Here is an 18575-nt window from a genome sequence, read left to right as displayed (position 1 = left end):
AAGAGAGCGTTACAACTGTCATTTTATGTTCAAACAGGAACAGAGCTGACGCATTTGCGTCAACCCTATTTAGCCAAACGTATGCAATTAGAGATTCATCAGCGACTTCTAAAAGGCATAACGGATGCCAGCAATGCTTTTGCATAATCATTGGTAGCATCCGAGAGACGATTTCGTTCAAGCTCCTCCACAATCGTTCCCCGATAGAGAAAGAGTACCCGGTCACACAGATTCGCCACAGCCTGAAGATCATGTGCTACAAAGAGATAGGTCATGTTCATTTCATGCTGCAAAGTGTGCAGCAACTCCAGGATTTGCGCCTGGACGGAGACATCCAAAGAACTAAGTGCTTCGTCCAACACCAGAAATTTCGGGCGGGTTGAGATTGCACGGGCGATACATACCCGCTGTAATTGCCCACCACTCAGTTCATGAGCATATTTGTGCATCACCGCATGAGGAAGCCCCACCTTCGCGAGCAGGTCATTGACCCGGTCATCCAGATCCGCAATATCACCCAGTGCAACCAAGGGTTCAGCTATGATATCCCGCACGATGAATTTGCCATTGACTGAAGACGTATAATCCTGAAAAACAACGCTTATTTTCCCTTTATTCTTCTTCATCCATTGGGAAACGGCCATCCCCTCAATCCGAACTTCTCCTTGCGTTGGTTTCTCCAATCCAAGAATCAGGCGGCTTAACGTACTTTTCCCACTTCCACTCTCACCAATCAGACCCAGACATTCACCTTCACGGATCTCAAAATGAATATCTTTTAGAATTTCTGTTCTCTCTTTTCGAAAGAAACCACCCGATTTGGGATAGCTTTTGGACAGATGATTCACTTCAACCAGCATTACTGCACACCTGCTTCCATGGAAGCCTGAAAAGGCTCGGACAGCTTGATTCGGGTCTGGATCAGAAACTGTGTAAATTCATGCTGAGGATTCGTAAATACGTCATTCGCCTTTCCTTGTTCGACGCACTCCCCATCCCGCATAACGATAAGATCATCCGCCAAATACTGCACGACACCCAAATCATGCGATATGAAGATGATGGACATACCCATCGTTTCGCGAAGCTGCTTGAATTGCTCAACAATCGCACGCTGGTTAATCGAATCCAGTGCGGTTGTCGGCTCATCGGCGATGATAATGTCAGGTTCCAGCATCATGGCAATGGAGATCATTACTCTTTGCAGCATGCCCCCTGATAGTTGATGCGGATACTTTTGCAGCACCTGCTCAGGTTGAAGAATATGAACACGATGCAAGGCATCCGCCGCCAGTTGTCTGGCTTCTTTTTTGGAGATTCGAAGGTTCTCTCGAAAGGTCTCCATCATTTGTTTCCCAATCGGTTCGAGCGGGTTAAATGCCGTCATTGCATCCTGTAAAATCATGCAAATACGCTGACCGCGGATCTTTCGAAGCTCTTCCCCGGTTTGCTGTAATAGATCTTTCCCCTGGTAAAAGGCTGTTCCACTAATTTCAAGCCAGGGAGAGGTCAATCCCAGAATGGCTTTGGTGGATAAGGACTTGCCGCTGCCACTCTCGCCCACAATGCCAAGGCAGGTGTTGGACTGCAACGCAAAGCTCAGATTTTGCACAATGGGCAGACCGGTTCTGGAATCAGTGATGGACAGATTTTTTACTTCTAACAAAGACATTCAACCGGCCTCCCTTCTTATGCATATAACTTTTCGGATTCATCGCCGCGTGCAGGCTGTCTCCCAAAAAGTTGAACGCAGCCACGACCAGCAAAATCGCCAATCCAGGCGCAAGCATTTGCGTTGGATGTGTAATCATTACATTTTTTGCATCATTCAGCATCATGCCCCACTCCGGCGTAGGTGCCTGTACACCCAGACCAAGGAAGGACAACGCCGATATATTGAGGATAACCCAACCCGTATCCAGCGTCGCAAAGACAGCGACTTCGCCTGAAACGCCAGGCAGCACATGTTTTCTCATAATATGACCCGTCCCGCATCCCGAGACTTTGGCAAACCGAATATAGTTCTTGTCCGTATATTGAATAACTGTTGTACGAATCATCCGGGTGTACCAGGCCCATTTGGCGATAATATTGGCGACGACGACATTTAGCAGGCCTGGACCGAGAATGCCGACAATCGCCAGAATCATCACTTCTGCTGGAAAGGAGAGCATCATATCACAGATTCGCATAATGACTTCATCCACCTTTCCGCGAAAATAACCCGATATGATCCCCAGCAGGGTTCCGATCGTAATTGTAATCACGGTTGTAATTACTGCAAACAGGATCGTTGTACGAATGCCATAAAGAAGACGTGACAGATTACAGCGGCCGAGTTGATCTGTACCCAATGGATACTCCAGACTGATCCCTGCATATTTGTTCATAATGTTTAGACTCGTGGGATCATGCGGTGCGAACCAGGGTGCTCCCACGCCAGCGACGACCACAAGTGCGATCGTAATCATGCATAACACTGCCATTTTATCGGACACCAGGCGCTTCCAGAACATCATGTTACCCCTCCCTTCTTATCCGGGGATCCAGAGCTGAATTCAGAAGATCCACGAGTAAATTACAGACGACAAACATCACACCCATAATCAGAATATAAGCTTGAATAATCGGAAAATCCGAATTGAAAATCGCGGTGACGCACAAACGCCCAATGCCTGGCCATGCATAAATATTTTCCACAATGACCGTACCCGCGATTAACTTCGGGATCGACATACCCAGCGCCGTAATCGATAATTGAAGGGAATTACGGAACACTTTCCAGATAATCGTCCGTTCCTTCAATCCTCTGACACGAGCGTACAGCACGTAGTTTTCGGTTTTGTTTTGCACCATATTGTTGCGGATCAGCCTGACGTAGGTAGAGATGAATACCAGGGACAGCGTTACTGCCGGCAGGATGACTGAACTTGCCTGCTCCATGCCACTCGTGGGAAACCAATTCAGCTTGACGGCAAATAACCACATCAGCAGAATGCCAATCCAGAAACTCGGCATGGCTGTGCCAATAAAGACCAATGCACGCATCAAACGATCCACTAGCCTATTTTCATAAATGGCACTGAGCACACCAATCAGAATACTTATCGTCAGAATGATAACGAGGGCAACAGCCGATAGCTTTAATGTGGCTGGAAGGGCTCGTGCAATCTGCTCCCCAACCGATTGTTGGTTAACATAACTAATGCCGAAATCCCCCTGAATGCTGCTGCTAATCCAGTCCACGTAACGGGTCAGAAACGGTTTATCCAAACCTAGTGTTTCCCTCATGGCATCCACCATTTCCGGTGTCGGCGTAACTTGATTCACCCGCAGCGCCACTTCAGCCGGATCACTGGTTCGCAAATGGATCAGAATAAATGCTAAAAATGAAATACCGATCAGCACGGGAATAATGGCTAATATTCGTTTTATGACATACCTGCCCAAGGTGATCCTCCTCTCTACTTCATCCATATATAAGGAAACCTCGCTTCACAACTTCGCAAATGGAAGAGGATGAGCGAGGCTTCCTGACTTTCCTAATGAATTTTAAAATTTCCTGATTACTCTTCGAAGTACATCTTCTCAAACGGAATTTCGTATTGGGAAACGTTAAAGCCCACACCCTGAAGCGCCTTGATATGAACGGCTTTGGTAACCGAATAGGTCAGTGGAATATATACATTTTCATGATGAATATACGTTAGAACCTCTTTGTACATGTTTTGGCGCTGTTCCTCATTCTGCTCGACCATCAGGTCTGTAATCGTATGATCCAGCCACTCTTTTTTCTCCAGCCCCAATTGGGCCTGATAATCGGCGTGGGAGGGAACTCTCCAGGAAGAGACATACGTTTGCGGATCATACGGCAATCCCCAGGAGAGGGAGTACATCAGATCAAATTCACCCGTTTTCTGACGGTCCAGATAGGCCTGCTTTTCCTCGCCAACAATGTTCAACGCTACGCCGACCTGCTTCAGATCGTTTTGCATCGATTCACTAATGGTCCGCTCCTGTGCATTATCGGAATTGTAATAGATCGTCAGTTCAAGCTTGTTCCCATCCTTGTACCGATAGCCATCCGAGCCAGCAACCCAGCCAGCCGCCGTAAGCAGATCGCTTGCTTTGTTCATGTCATACTGCACACCTTCAAGGCCCACATCCGCGTACGGCACCGAAGTGGAGAGCAACGTATCTGCCACTTGTTCCGTCCCGTTCAGTATGCCTTCCGCGATGATTTGTTTATTAATGGCATACATCAGTGCTTCACGCACTTGGGGCTCCTGAGTTGCTGAGCGGTTGGTATTAAGAACGATCGCACGTGAGCCAACCGGATGACTGATGACCGTGCTGTATTTCCCTTGATCCGTCAACACTTTGAACGATTCATTGTCCACCATGTCACCGTCCGAACCGAATAACAGGTCTACTTCTCCCTTTTCCAGGGCGAGCAGAATCGTTTGATGGTCAGGCATGACTTTCCACTTCATCGTTTGGATCTGCGGTTTGTCTCCCCAGTAATTTTCATTGACCGTAAATGTCGCGTACTGGTCCTGCTTGTGCTCTGTTAAAATGTATGGCCCTGTTCCGGCATAGCTGCTGACTCCATTCGCAGTTGTACCGTCAATAAAGCTTTTCGGTGAGATGAAGCGAAACGGACGAGTTAACCCCAATTCCTCCAATGTCGGATAATACGGGTCTTTCAGTACAATCTGGAACGTGGCGTCATCGATCACTTTCGTCTCCTTGATCTCGGCAACCAGATTCAGCCAGGAGTTCTTCTCGACATTTTCCAGCACGGCATCGACATTCATCTTCACGGCTTCGGCATTAAACGGCTCTCCATCCGAAAACTGAACATCCTTATGTAGATAAAATGTATATGTGGTGCCATCTTCTGATATATCCCACTTCTCCGCGAGTGCAGGCTTAATGCCTTCCGGCGTATTGATTACAAGGGATTCAAATACCATATTCTGAGCCGGCATCTCTCCCGCGTATAGATGGGGATTGATATCTCGGATATCCTTGGTGCTGGCAAAGACCAACTCGTCGTTGGAAGCTTTCGTGTTTAGTTGCGCCGTTCCTGCTTCTGTCCCGGAGCAAGCGGATAATACTAGCAGGAGCGAAATTAATAAAGCCAATGTGTAAACCTTGCGTGATGTATGCATGATTCCCTTCCTTTTCCCTCGTGAAGTAGATATATAAGTAATAATTACGATTTGTAATAGTAATAATTACGATTAGAATCGTAGCATACAATCTGAAGAACCACAACTACTAAATTAAAAATACGGAAATAGCAAAAAACGGTCACCTGATTGAGGTCACCGTTTTTTGCGTCCATTCGCGACTGTATTTTATAAGTTAAACTAAAAATATTTACGCTGCCACTTCGATGACAGAACAATACAATCTTCCGACTGCTGTTATCGGTTATCCGCCGTTTGACTGCAACTTTTGCAGTGCCTGTTCAGCCAGCGCTGCCAGAAGATGTGCGCCAAGCGGCAGCGCTCGTTCGTCCACATTGAATGCAGGATGATGCCACTCATGCGGACCTGACGTTCCGAGGAAGAGGAACAGACCCGGGACCTCCTTTTGGTAAAAGGAAAAATCTTCGCCCGCCGGAGAAGGTACCGGTCGGATAATGTTCAGACCAATTTCACCTGCCACCTGCTCAGCCGCAGCAGCCAATGACGCATCATTGACCACGGCAGGTGGTCCCTGAATCCAGCGCACCGTAGCGCGTGTCCCGAAGGCTGCTGCAACACCGGCAACCACCTGGTTGAAGCGCTCGCGAATCTTGGCACGCACCTTCTCGTCAAAGGTACGCACGGTGCCGTCCAAGATGGCTTCTTCGGGAATGACGTTCCAGGCGGTGCCACTGTTTATTTTGGTCACACTGATTACAGCGCTCTCCTGTGCTCCGACATTACGACTCACGATGGCCTGTAATGCGGTCACAATATGAGATGCAACCACAATCGGGTCAATGCCCGCTTCCGGCACTGCCGCATGCGTTCCGACACCTTCTACTTTAACCACAAAACCGTCTGCCGCTGCGAGCAGCGCCCCTTCACGGATACCTACCGTACCAACCTGCAGATCCGGTTTGTTATGCAAACCAAAAACAGCCCGTACTTCAGATAACGCTCCGCTCTGAATCACCTGCCGTGCCCCCGTCGCTTTCTCCTCCGAGGGCTGGAAAATCAAACGAACCTTGCCCGGCAGCCGGGACTCACGCTGTTTCAACAATCGTGCAGCACCGATCAGAATGGCGGTGTGTGCATCATGACCGCAGGCATGCATCCGACCCGCCACTTGCGAAGCATACTCCAGCTTCGTTTCTTCCTGGATCGGCAGGGCATCAATATCTGCACGCAATGCCACTACCGGGTCATCACCCTGCCCAATTTCAGCGATTAGGCCTGTTCGCAGCGAGTATTCATCCGCAATCCGTACGCCTTCCTCAACCAGCCAGCCCCGAATGGCTTCTGTCGTTTCGCGTTCCTCTCCGGATAGCTCGGGGTTACGATGCAAATGTCGCCGAATCGCGGTTAAGTGCTCTGCGAATGCTTCATCCTGCCCAACGTAAAGTTCATGCTTGCGGCTCTGTTCTGCTTGCTCTGCCTGTTTCAGATCACTGCTCACGACATTGCCTCCTTTTATCATCGTATGTGCCATGTAAGATGAATGAATATAATACACGGGTCACTTCGTTCAGCAAGTATGCTCTCTACCATGGTTATGCCTAACTGATTACCACTTGTGCAGGTGTCGATTCAGTTGAGAATTCGCCCAGTCCCTGCTCATCCAGTGCCTCACGCAACAATTCAAATGAACGAATACGCTTGGCAAAATCACGTGAGGCTGTGGTAACCATCAGTTCATCCACGGCAAAATCCTGCTGGAACTTCGTCAGAGCCTGACCGACCGTTTCCTTTGTACCTCTCGTCACACTTGGCTCCAAAATCTCGATCCGATATTTCTCGTTCGATTGCCGCCCGAATTCTTCCGCCTGTTCTATGGAACCAACGGTTAATGCCTTGCCATTCTCCAGATGGATTTTGACCAGCATATGTTCACTTGCCAGTCCTTCGGCTTCTTCCGCACTCTCCGCCACAATTAATGAGATAGCGAGAATGGCATAAGGCTCCCGCCCATGTGAGCGGTCGAATTGTTCCCGGTAAGTACGCAAAGCCTCCTGAGCGACCTCTGTATTGCTATTAATAAACAATGAAAATACATACGGCAGCCCCAGTGCTGCCGCCATGCCTGCACTATCGACACTTGCCCCAAGCACGTAGAGCTCGGCCGGGATTGCGGATACCGGTGCGGCGCTCAAGCCTGCCAAAGGATGTGTTTCGTCTTCATGCTGTTCATTATGAATGAACTGCTTGACCTGATTGATTTTATCTTTTAGGGAAGCGGCCTCCTGAATTCCTTGCTGTAGTGCCTGTGTGGAGCGAGGCAATCCCCCTGGTGCACGTCCAATACCAAGATCGATTCTCCCCGGGCCAAGCGCAGAGAGCACATTGAAGTTCTCGGCCACTTTGTAAGGACTATAATGTTGGAGCATTACCCCGCCAGAACCGAGACGAATCCGCTCCGTATGCGCCAGCAAATGGGAAATGAGTACTTCCGGTGAGGAGCCTGCGACATGGCCTGAGTCATGATGTTCCGATACCCAGAAACGATGAAATCCAAGCTGTTCAGCCCGCTGTACCAATTCAATCGTATGCCGAAACGCATCAATCGGAGTCTCCCCTTCGTAGATCGGGGTTTGATCCAATATGCCAACACGAATACCCATCACATTCTCCTCCTTCGATCATGCCGAGCCTGACTTATTAAATCCTTCCTGCTTCCTTAAACGACGCTCTATAGCTGCCGCAGCAGCTCCCCGAAAGGCTCTGCAAAAGGCGAATGTTCTTCTTTTAACGTAACGACGCTGATCTGCAGCGATACACCTGCAACCTCGTGCACCTGAATGGGGAACAGTTCCTGCTCCCGTACTTCCTTCTGCACCGTTAACCCAGGCAGAAATGCGATGCCTGCCCCCTGCATAACCAGTTTCTTCGCCGTTTCCGAATGATCGACATGATATGTAATATCCGGCGGATGTTCCAGCGAGTCAAAGGCCCGGTGAATGCGCAGCCAGTCCAGTGACCCACATTCGAAAAAGACCAGTCGTTCATTCCGGATGGCTTCCATACTGACATGCCCACGTTCTATAAATGGATGCCCTTTGTAAACGTAAAGCTGAATGGGGTCCTCATAAAAGGCAATCGTACGGATCGCCGGGTGCATGACCTTGCGTACAAACGCCAGATCAATCTCCTGACTGAGCAGCTTGGCGACCAATTGGTCCGTCGTTGCTGTCGTCAGCTTTATACTGACCTCAGGATAAGCTTCCTTGATTTTGGGCAGAAAGTCTGGAATGACATAGTTGGATACGGATACCGTACTGCCGAGTCTTAGTGCATCAGGCGTCGTACGGCGTTGCTGGATCTTCTGTCTGCCCTTCTGAATCACTTGCAGCACCTGCTGGGCGTAGGGAAGGAATTTCCTCCCTTCTTCCGTGAGCACAATCTGTTTACCCAGACGGTCAAACAATTTGCAGCCGAGTTCACGTTCAAGGGACTGAATACGAGCGGTGACAGAAGGTTGGGACAAAAAGAGTACCTCGGCAGCCTTATTGAAGCTTCCGTAATGATTGATGTATACAAATGCTTCAATGTTCTCAATATTCATAAGCGCCCCCCGAATCCAGTTTATATACAAATTGAACAAAGAATATTTACGGTTTTTTCTGTCCTCTACGTTCTTGTGTAAATGTATAGTTCAATTTCTATATCTATTTATCCAATGAATTTACTTGGTTTTAGGATATCGTAATACCATTGTTTTCCAGAGTCAATATCAATTCTTCCAGGGAACGATCCAAACGCGTAGTAATATCCGCCGAAAGTACGTATTTACCATCATCGAGTCGATCAATCCCCTGATCAACCGCATATACCCCGCCGAGAATATGTCTGCCGCCAAGTGCTGCCAGAACAGGCTTCAATGCATAATCGATAGCGAGCAGATGGGCGATTGAGCCGCCGATGACCAATGGAAGAGTCAGCTTGCCCCGCAGTCCTTCCTGTGGAATCAGATCCAGGAACAGCTTCAGCACGCCTGAGTACGACGCTTTGTATACCGGGGTCGCCACGATGACTGCATCCGCGGCTTCAACAACAGCGAGTGCATCGCGAATGAATGAGCTATCAAACTTGGCCTGCACCAGATCCTCCGCTGGCAGGTCAGCCACATGAATCACCTCAACGGTAATGCCCGCCTCTCTTAATTTATTGCTGCTGTACTCCGTAAGGCCTGTCAGACGTGAACGTTTGGTAGGCGCTCCGGCAATAATAACGACATGTGACATCATGATTCCTCCTTGGAATAGCGGTCAAGCCGCTCCTTTTACTTTGGGGTCGAGCCGATCGCGAATATCGTCTCCAATCAGATTAACCGCCAGCACAAACATGGTAATTGCGAGTCCCGGGAACGTACAGATCCACCAGGCAACCGTCAAATAACCTCTTCCTTGCGAGAGCAGCGCTCCCCAATCCGGAATCTCTTTCAACACGCCAAGTCCGAGAAAACTGAGCCCGGAGCCTGTCAGAATAGAGGTCCCTACGCCCAGCGTCGCCATAACCAGCAATGGTGACAACGAATGAGGCAGTACATGTTTCCAGAAAATACGGGCATTGGAGCCCCCAAGTGAACGTGTAGCTGTAATAAAAGGCAAACCTTTAACGGACATGACCTGCCCACGCATCACCCGTGCATACCCCGGAATGGAGGATACCGCAACAGCCAGTGCAATGTTAAGCAGTCCAGGTCCCAGTGCTGCCGCAACGGACAATGCCAATAACACGCCTGGAACAGCCATCAGAATATCGACGGCCCGCATGGTGATGGTGTCCAAAACCCCTCCTGCATACCCCGCAATAATGCCAAGGGCACTGCCCACAAGACCACCCACCAGCACCGAGGCAAATCCAATCAGCAGTGAATCCCTGCTGCCATGCACAACTACACTGAAGATATCCCTGCCAAAATAATCGGTCCCAAACAGGTGCGCAGCAGAGGGAGCCTGCAGAATGGCATCCGTCATCATCTGAGTAGGATCATAGGGGGCAATCCAGCCCGGCACAATCGCACAAGTGACGGTAAATACCACAACCAGCAACGCTGAATAAAAGAATAAACGGGATACCGCGAATGAGACGCGGTGACGCAGGGGACGGCGGCTCCACAGGCGTAAACGCCCTGTTCTGCCGGTCCAACCTTTTTTGTCACACACCAATGGTTTCATGCTCATAAGACTCCTCCTTCCTCACTACGCGTTCAGATGTTTCAAGCTGTTCCATCCGCCATCACGTTCATCATGTTCGGACTGCACGCCTAACTCTGGGATCAATGTACGCATAAGAGATATCCACCAGTAAATTCAACACGACATAGATCATCGCTGTGAAAAAGACTACGCCCTGCACGACTGGCAGGTCTTTGGCCATCAACGCATCCGCGATGATTCTGCCGATACCCTGTCTGGAAAAGACCGTTTCCACCACGACGGTTCCGGCGAGCAGATCACCAATCAACATGCCGATGACCGTCACCGCAGGAATCAGCGCATTACGCAGCGCATGACCGTACATAATGGTTCGCTGTGAAAGACCTTTCGCTCGCAATGCTACGATAAACGGTTCGTTCACCACTTCCAGCATGCTGTTACGCACCATACGTACAATAAAACCCGCACCAACGAGGCCCAGTGTTGCAGCAGGCAGCACCAATGAACTGAATCCGTCGGAACCCATTGCCGGGAACCAGCCCAGCTGGACAGAGAACAACAGGATCAACAGAATGCCGGTCCAGAAGGTCGGCATGGAGATGCCAAACAATCCAACGAGGCGGGCGATGAAATCAATCACGCCATTACGATGAATGGCAGACAGTACACCGAGCGTAATGCCGATGGTTATCGCTATGATCGAGCTGAGCGCGGTCAGCGCCAGTGTGGCAGGGAAATGCTCCAGTATTTTGGGCAGAACCGGGTCGGAATTGATCATGGATTTGCCGAAATCCCCGCGCAGCATGTCTCCGAAATAGTTGGCAAACTGAATGTAAAACGGCTGATCCAGACCAAGCTGAACCCGCAGGTTCTCAATCATGTCGGGTGTTGCCGATGACGGGTCCAGCATGAGCAGGACCGGATCACCCGGCAGCAGATACATGATGCAGTACACCAGCACCGAAGCTCCGAAAATAACCAGAAGCGATGTAGCAAGTCTTGTCAGTATCATTTGAACCATACCGGGTCGTCTCCTTCCTGTCTACATCATTGATGGTACGTGTTAGGGCTGAATCCGAACATCGTTAAAGAGCGGATAACCGAGTGAATCAAACTTGATGCCCTGCACCGATTTGGATGCAGCCACCGTATAAGGGAACACATAGATCGGCAGAATGACAGCCTGATCGATCAGATACTGCTGAATCTGATTATAGATATCCACTCGTTTATCGGGATCAGTCTCCACCGCTCCTTGTTCCAGCAGCTTATCGATCTTCGGATCGGATAAGCCGGAAAGCGTCGGGCGTTCACCTTCTGCACTCGTATGATAGAAAGCATAGAGTGCATTCGGATCAGAGTTGACCTGGCTGTTGCCGTAGAGATCATAATCCCAGTTCTGATAGACGACCGTAGCAATATCCTTCGTAATTTCAACTTCAACAGCTATACCCACCTGCTTGAGCTGCTGCTGAATAATCGCAGCAATGTCGTTACGCTTCTCCCGGTTCGGCGAACCGTCCACATAATGCAGGGTCAGCTTCTTACCGTCTTTTTCACGAATGCCATCTGCTCCCTTGACCCAGCCTTGCTCATCAAGCAGCTGATTGGCCTTGTTAATATCCGGATGGATACTTCCTTCCAGGGAAGCATCGTAACCGAGAATTCCTGGAGACAGTGCAGACCACGCTCGTTCATAGTTGCCCAGATACAATGTCTTCACGATGGATTCCACATCAACCGCAGATTGCACCGCCTGTCTGACTTTCACATCATCCCAAGGTGCTTTGCGCAGATTGAAGAAGAGGGTATACGGCAAACCAACGGTATTCGCCTGCAGCAATTGCTGGTTCGGATCGTTCTTCAACGCAGCAATATTTTGCGGCGGAACAGTCTCGGCGGCAAGTACCTGCTTACTCTGTACACTGCCGATGCGCGTTGCTTCTTCCGGTACAATTTTGAACGTAATCGTATCCAAATGAGGGGCACCTTCATTTTCAACGGTTTCCGGAGCCCAGTTGTAATCCTTGTTCTTGGCGACAACGATATCCGCATTTTCATCCCATTTCACGAAGGTATACGGACCAGTCCCTACCGGGTTTTTGCCCAGTTGGTCACCGTATTTCTTGGCAGCTGTTGGAGACACAATCCCTAGCAGGGCCTGACTCAAGTTGCCGAGAAAGGCTTGCGAAGGCTGTTCCAGATTCACCTTGATGGTGTATTCATCAATGACCTCCGAGGAGCTATATGGTCTGATCAAGGCAAGGGAATTGGCGGCTTTGGTGGCCGGATCGATCACCCGGTCCAGATTGAACTTCACGGCTTCCGCGTTAAATGGTGTGCCATCATGGAACTTCACATCTTCACGCAGCTTGAACGTATAACTTTTGCCATCCTCCGATACACTCCACTCCTTGGCGAGCCAAGGTTTAATGGAACCATCCGGCAGCTGGACCACCAGATTATCATAGATCGTCCGGATCGCACGTACGGTTACGGCAAGGCCACTTCGATGCGGGTCCAGCGTATCCGGAGATGTGGCGAGTGCGTAGGTCAGGCTCCCACCTTCTGCTTGCCCGGACTGCTCCCCACCGGAAGCCTGGACTGTACTGTTCGAGTTACTTGCCGCTCCGCAACCGGATAATACCAGCACCACTACTGCCGCCAATGCCATATATTTCATCCATGAGATAGACCTGTTCATATAGCTTCCCCCTCTGTGTATACAGGTGTCATTGATTCATTGAATTATTGATTTACTAATTTACGCTTCATTCCTTGACTGTGCCGATTTCCAGCTCCCCAGTTTCTTACGCCTCGGTTCCGACTTGCTCCCGGGCAGCCGTGTAACGATTCACCGGAATTGGCACCCCGAGATTGCCGCGCAATGTGTCATGCTCGTATTCAGTGCGATAGATGCCGCGCTCTTGCAGAATCGGAACAACGAGCTCTACAAAATCGGACAATCCACTCGGCAGTTCGGAATGAATAATGAATCCATCTGCCGCTTCCGCTTCAAACCATTCCTGAATCTGATCAGCCACCTGCTCCGGTGTTCCGAGGAATTTGCTCTTCGGTGTTGCAGCTCGCAGGGCTACTTCGCGCAGCGTCAATCCCTGCTCTTTGGCATCCCGCTTGATTTTGTCCGTACCGCTGCGGAAGCTGTTGCTGCCAATGCCATTCAGCTCAGGGAATGGCTCATCCAGCGGATATTGGGAGAAGTCATGGTGCTCGAAGAAACGTCCCAGATAGTCCAGTGCTTTATCGATGGTGACCAGGCTGGCAATTTCCTGATATTTCTGTTCCGCTTCCTCTTCTGTCCGTCCAATGATCGGATTAATTCCTGGCAAAATGACAATATCCTGTGCGGAACGTTCATAAGCAGCTGCACGGGTTTTGACATCCTTGTAAAAGGCCTGTGCATCCTCGATTGAATCATGTCCCGTGAAGACAGCATCCGCTTCCTTGGCAGCAAGAGTCTTGCCATCTTCAGAAGAACCTGCCTGAAAAATGACCGGCTGCCCCTGCCGTGAACGAGCAATGTTAAGGGGACCCTGTACGGAGAAGAACTCTCCTTCATGATTGAGTGTGTGCAGCTTGGATGGATCGAAGAAAACACCGCTCTCTTTGTCTCTTACAAAGGCATCGTCTTCCCACGAATCCCACAGGCCTTTGGTTACCTGCAAATATTCCGTTGCAATTCGGTAACGCTCCGGGTGGGTTGGATGGTTGCTTTTACTGTAGTTTTTGGCCGAACCTTCAAGCGGGGAAGTAACAACGTTCCAACCAGCGCGGCCATTACTGATCAGATCAAGAGAACCGAACTGTCTGGCGACTGTGAATGGATCACTATAGGAGGTGGACAGTGTTCCAACCAGACCAATCCGTGACGTAATCGCGGCCAGGGCGGACAATAAACTGATGGGCTCAAATCGATTCAAGAAGTGAGGTATAGATTTCTCGGTAATATAAAGACCGTCAGCGATAAAAACGAGATCGAATTTGCCTTCCTCCGCTTTCAACGTCTGTCGTTTGTAGAACTCAAAATTCACACTGGCATCCGGCTGGATCTCCGGGTGTCTCCAAGTCGTCATGCTGCCTCCTACACCGTGGACAATCGCTCCAAATTTCAAACTGCGCTGAGCCGTCATAACTATTCCGCCTTCCTTGGATTAGGATATATCAAGAAATGTTCTTAAGTCCGATCTGATATGGATTACGAATGAAAAACAAAAGTAAACTATTCCTATGAGTTTGGTCAGTTTTAATTTCACAAAGCTTATCACTGCCCCGCACATCGGTCAACAGCGTTACTTATAGAACTTTTCTATATAAGGATTGGATATCTGAATATGAGGATACGATGTCTTAAAAGTCCCGACTGCTGCAAACTGAAATGACAGCCTTCAGCAGCCAGCAGCCGGAAACTGCTTTATCAAGAGATCCGCCACGTCCGGTCAGACTACTGCTTCATCGGCCTGGCGAGAAGTTCCGCCAGTTTCTCCAGATCGGGCTCCAGCAATGCTTCATACTTGCCATCTCCACCCACTTCAATGACAGGTACATGGCGAATGCCATATTTGGCTTCAAGCACATCCCTCAGCACATCATTGCCTTGTACTTCGATGTTCTCGAAAGGCTGGTTGCGGGCCGTTAAAAATGCCTTGACCTCCCCGCAGAAATGACAGCCTGTTTTGCTCCAAAGCACTACTTTTTTCGATGTAGAAGACATCTGCATACCTCCTGATTGATTCATTGTCAGATCAGGATGGATCACCACCCAGACCATTTATTCCTATCTGTTAAATAAGAATTATGGCTATAAATGTACTCCTCACCTCTTCAAGCGTCAATGGATCTGCCAATAGAATAAACCTATAAGAGGATAGAAAGATTAAATTTTAAATTTGAAAAAAGTCGTTACATTTCATAATTCGTAATTTATGTAAAGTTCGGATGCGGAAAGGATGTATAGCGTAACGATACGCTGTACATCACATTCCGCATCATGCTGTCGAACCGATATACAAGGCAGCCGGACCCCGTCATTACAAATCTTCGTTCAAGAGCTGGGGAGAAGCAATGATGGGCCAGCCTTCTTCGATTGAACGCAATTGGTTAGCGGATACATGAACGACATGCCCGGATTGCACGCCCCATCGTTCCGCAGCATAAGGGGTTACAAACCTCCTACGTTTATTGCCACTCATCTGATACCACACATCCCGCTCATTCGTTGCGGCAATAATCATGCCTTCCTCCAGCGCATCGCGGTTGCCTTCAACCGGTTGAGCATGAACATGGCTTCTTGCAAAGGGCCAGCCCTGCACCTCACCCCCAGATACCAGTGGCTCACCTGCAGGTACGCCGAGCAGGTCCGGTTTGGCAACCAGAACGGGAGAAATGCCGCGTGGTACGGGAATGTTCAGCTTGCGTCGCTGTCTATGCATCAGTCGGTAAACATCGCCCTTGATATCCGTGATGAAACAGCCCTCCGGGTAAAAGTCCGTGCTGCGTCTCAGCTTATGCATTACATCGCTGCTGCCCTTGGTGGAAATGCGCTGTCTCAGGTCAGAGGAGTCCGTCTTACCAAGGGGTGTCGTGCTCTCCTGCTGACCGGTCGACACCTTTGAATGCAGCGAGAGCCGGGAAGTTTCGGCAACGAGTGCATGGGGATCTCCCCATTTTCGAGTGTAAAACTGTTCGTTATCCTTATTCACCGCTACATAATCCTGTTCTTCCAGCGCCTTCATGCTTACACTTCCGTAGTGATGTATGAAGGCATCCCCGGCTACCGCCAGCCTGTATCCCGCCAGCCTCGCCCGGATGATCCAGTCGTCATCTTCAAAATTACCCACAGCGTAGCCTTCATCGAGATAACCTACCCGCTCCAGCAATTCCCGAGAGAACAGCCAGCAGAATCCGACCAGCCTATCGGTCTCCCGATGCTTACCGGCATCCGGACGATTATGCTGCGCTGCAAAAGACCACATCTCCTCCACATCTGTGTATGGGACTTCGATCTGCTGATCTCCACCAATGTAATTGGTAACCGGGCCCACGACCCCCATCTCGGGATGACTGTTAAGACAGGACATCATGTTATCCAGCCAGCCTGGAGTGACCAGCGTATCATTGTTCAGCACGACAATGTGTCGGCCTCTCGCCATCATCAGTCCATGATTGACACCGCCGGCAAAACCACGATTCTTATCCAGTGCAGCGACCCTTACCATGCCACCTTTGCGAAGCATGGCTTCCGCCGTGCCATCTTTGGACGCGTTATCCACAACAATAATTTCATAAGGCGCAGGTGTATGCTTTTCAATACTGGACACACATTGCAGGACATATTCGCGCTGGTTGTACGTCGGAATAATAATGCTTACCCCTTCGAATACCAGCCCGAATGAGCTTTCTCCCTGCCTCACGCCCTCATCATAGCCTCTACGGTAGCCCTGCTTATACAGTTTTGCGTTCTTGGCTGCCCGTTTACCTGAGCCTTGACGTCTGGTTTTCCTTCCACTACGACTTCGAGCTGAGTGCAAAACAACGGTTTCAGATGACGCTGCTTCCCGCTGCTTTGAACGTCTGCCTGATGTGCTCATGTTGCTTCCTCCATTTCCCCTCATCCCAATGCGCGTTACGATGAACATCGCACCAGACCGTCCCTTAGAGCTGAAGCTCTCCTATAACCAATTTGTCAGCCAAATGTCCAAAATCGATGGCAACCCGCCCCAGCTCACCAGCGATTCGGCGACACAGAATGACGGCTGGAATTCCTGCCGCTACAAGAGCGATATCGAAAGAATGCTCCGCAGTCTGCTGCATCACCCTCGGGATATCCGCAACCCCCTCCACTGCACCGATGATACCTGTCACATGAACGCCACGACCGTTCAACAACGCTCCGAGCTCAGCAGCCTGGCTTCCAATCAGCAGCACCCGGCGGCCATGTATCACGGGCAACAACAGACCCGACTGATGCAGGCTGTAGTTAATCGTGGAACTGGTCAGATTCAGACGAGACCAGTCAATGCCGAAATGCCGAAATACTGGAAATAACAGCCCTTGAAAAGTGGGCGCACGCGAGATGGGTACGCCTACCCAATCGGCGCCCTGAATGGCTTCCGCGAGCTCAGCGCGGATGTCCGGTGTGGAGCGTGGCACCCCTGCATAAGGCAGAAACGGTGCCAGCTCCTGCACTTGTTCACCTGGCAGCACCGTATCGGCTGCCAGGGTCAGCAGTTCGCCATCTCCGAGGCGAACGACGGACAGAGGGCGCTGCGCATCCAGCGCCCTCTGGATCTGGCCAGCCATCTCATGAGGGCTGGCCAGCCGGGTCAGGGTAGGCGCATACTGGCGGAATCCCGCCTCGATCAGATCTGCCGCCGCCACGGCAGGCAGAATATGATCAGGCGGGATGTGCTGCGCCACCAGCGCCTCCCCGCCCGCGAACACGCCGTCGCGGAAGCCCTCGGCGTAGCCGCTCTCGGGCGCTGCAGCCAGCTGCGCAGGCGCAAGTGCCCTTGCGCTGCCCGCATGCGCGGCAGCGCTTTCCCGCCCCGCGGGAGCGACACCATCGTGCCGGTGTGTCGCTTGCTGCGGGGCGGGGCCAGCACCGCTGGCAGGCAGCGCCTTTGGCGTGCTGGCTTGCGTTGCTGGCCTGGCCGCACGCTGCGCAGCCGTGCGCGGTTTGCGGCGGGCGACTGCGGCCCGCCCGCTGCGCGGCGCAGCATGCCCGCGGCCTGCAGCTGCGCGCTGGCCCGCTTTGGCTCGCGCACCTTTGCTACCACGGCTCACGCCTGCACGCTCGCCTGTTTTTGCTCGCGCACCTGTACTGCCGCGGGCTTCGCCTGCTTTTGCCCCTGTTCGTGCTCGCGCTCCTGCGCTCCCACGACGTCTTACACCGGTACGCCCACTGGCTTTACCTTTCGGTTCTGCAAAAAGCTTGTGCTCTATTCCTACGAGCTCCACAGCTCTTGGCTTCAAGCCTTTGTTTCCCCATCCGTGATCTGAGCCCGCTTTGGGCTGCACTCCCACAGATACGTGCCAGGGTCCGGCATGACTGCCCGGTGTCTTCTTCCTACTCTTGTCGCTGCGTTTTGCTGCTCTCACGGCATTCCCTCCCTTGGCATGCACGAGGAGTGCCGCCGCTGCACAAAGCGCCGGAGCATTCTTCCGGCTCCGGCGCAGGTTGTTCTGCTCTCAAGGGACCTCT

17 protein-coding genes are annotated in these 18575 nt (G+C 50.8%); 1 reads left to right on the top strand and 16 read right to left on the bottom strand.

Annotated elements, in window-relative coordinates; all coding sequences use genetic code 11:
• Positions 1-98: 98 nt before the first annotated feature.
• The 16 genes from Q0V21_RS26585 to Q0V21_RS26510 form a co-directional block, all read right to left on the bottom strand.
• A complete protein-coding gene (locus tag Q0V21_RS26585; protein ID WP_301881328.1) occupies positions 99-860 on the bottom strand; it encodes an ABC transporter ATP-binding protein in 762 nt (253 codons plus the stop codon).
• Positions 860-1672, bottom strand: a complete 813-nt coding sequence (locus Q0V21_RS26580) for an ABC transporter ATP-binding protein (RefSeq protein WP_301881326.1) — start codon at positions 1670-1672, stop codon at positions 860-862. Before Q0V21_RS26580 ends, Q0V21_RS26585 begins: the two co-directional genes overlap by 1 nt.
• Positions 1635-2519: a nickel/cobalt ABC transporter permease gene (gene opp1C, locus Q0V21_RS26575; protein WP_301881325.1), complete on the bottom strand. Its 885-nt coding sequence runs from the start codon at positions 2517-2519 to the stop codon at positions 1635-1637. Before opp1C ends, Q0V21_RS26580 begins: the two co-directional genes overlap by 38 nt.
• A 1-nt stretch (position 2520) precedes the next feature.
• Positions 2521-3450: a nickel/cobalt ABC transporter permease gene (opp1B, locus tag Q0V21_RS26570; protein ID WP_024632588.1), complete on the bottom strand. Its 930-nt coding sequence runs from the start codon at positions 3448-3450 to the stop codon at positions 2521-2523.
• Positions 3451-3566: 116 nt separating this feature from the next.
• The gene (gene nikA, locus Q0V21_RS26565) at positions 3567-5174 is read right to left on the bottom strand and encodes a nickel ABC transporter substrate-binding protein (protein ID WP_301881323.1); all 1608 of its coding nucleotides are present in this window, start codon (positions 5172-5174) and stop codon (positions 3567-3569) included.
• A 265-nt stretch (positions 5175-5439) separates the two neighbouring features.
• Positions 5440-6555 (bottom strand): amidohydrolase, encoded by a 1116-nt coding sequence (locus Q0V21_RS26560; RefSeq protein ID WP_301881471.1) that lies wholly within the window; start codon positions 6553-6555, stop codon positions 5440-5442.
• Between the two features lie 199 nt (positions 6556-6754).
• On the bottom strand, positions 6755-7816 hold the full coding sequence (locus tag Q0V21_RS26555; protein WP_301881322.1) for an LLM class flavin-dependent oxidoreductase: 1062 nt from the start codon (positions 7814-7816) through the stop codon (positions 6755-6757).
• Positions 7817-7884: 68 nt separating this feature from the next.
• A complete protein-coding gene (locus tag Q0V21_RS26550) occupies positions 7885-8757 on the bottom strand; it encodes a LysR family transcriptional regulator (RefSeq protein WP_301881321.1) in 873 nt (290 codons plus the stop codon).
• 130 nt (positions 8758-8887) lie between these two features.
• On the bottom strand, positions 8888-9436 hold the full coding sequence (gene ssuE, locus Q0V21_RS26545) for an NADPH-dependent FMN reductase (protein WP_301881470.1): 549 nt from the start codon (positions 9434-9436) through the stop codon (positions 8888-8890).
• Positions 9437-9460: 24 nt separating this feature from the next.
• Entirely contained in the window at positions 9461-10378 is a 918-nt protein-coding gene (locus Q0V21_RS26540) for an ABC transporter permease (RefSeq protein ID WP_301881320.1), read from the bottom strand.
• A gap of 64 nt (positions 10379-10442) precedes the next feature.
• On the bottom strand, positions 10443-11375 hold the full coding sequence (locus tag Q0V21_RS26535) for an ABC transporter permease (RefSeq protein ID WP_079347613.1): 933 nt from the start codon (positions 11373-11375) through the stop codon (positions 10443-10445).
• 42 nt (positions 11376-11417) lie between these two features.
• A complete protein-coding gene (locus Q0V21_RS26530; protein ID WP_301881319.1) occupies positions 11418-13058 on the bottom strand; it encodes an ABC transporter substrate-binding protein in 1641 nt (546 codons plus the stop codon).
• Between the two features lie 106 nt (positions 13059-13164).
• Complete coding sequence (locus Q0V21_RS26525) at positions 13165-14505, bottom strand: LLM class flavin-dependent oxidoreductase (RefSeq protein WP_301881318.1); 1341 nt, start codon at positions 14503-14505, stop codon at positions 13165-13167.
• A gap of 311 nt (positions 14506-14816) precedes the next feature.
• Positions 14817-15086, bottom strand: a complete 270-nt coding sequence (locus Q0V21_RS26520; RefSeq protein ID WP_301881315.1) for a glutaredoxin family protein — start codon at positions 15084-15086, stop codon at positions 14817-14819.
• 316 nt (positions 15087-15402) lie between these two features.
• On the bottom strand, positions 15403-16962 hold the full coding sequence (locus Q0V21_RS26515) for a glycosyltransferase family 2 protein (protein WP_301881314.1): 1560 nt from the start codon (positions 16960-16962) through the stop codon (positions 15403-15405).
• Positions 16963-17026: 64 nt separating this feature from the next.
• Entirely contained in the window at positions 17027-17791 is a 765-nt protein-coding gene (locus tag Q0V21_RS26510; RefSeq protein WP_301881313.1) for a GT-D fold domain-containing protein, read from the bottom strand.
• A gap of 208 nt (positions 17792-17999) precedes the next feature.
• On the opposite strand from Q0V21_RS26510, the gene Q0V21_RS26505 reads away from it, so the two are divergent.
• Positions 18000-18368: a hypothetical protein gene (locus Q0V21_RS26505; protein ID WP_301881311.1), complete on the top strand. Its 369-nt coding sequence runs from the start codon at positions 18000-18002 to the stop codon at positions 18366-18368.
• Positions 18369-18575 lie beyond the last annotated feature (207 nt).

Origin of the sequence: Paenibacillus sp. 11B (genome assembly GCF_030487755.1) — a bacterium.
In the GTDB taxonomy this organism is placed as follows: domain Bacteria; phylum Bacillota; class Bacilli; order Paenibacillales; family Paenibacillaceae; genus Paenibacillus; species Paenibacillus vandeheii.
The sequence above is the reverse complement of the archived record's forward strand: the minus strand, read 5'-3'. Positions and strand labels throughout refer to the sequence as shown.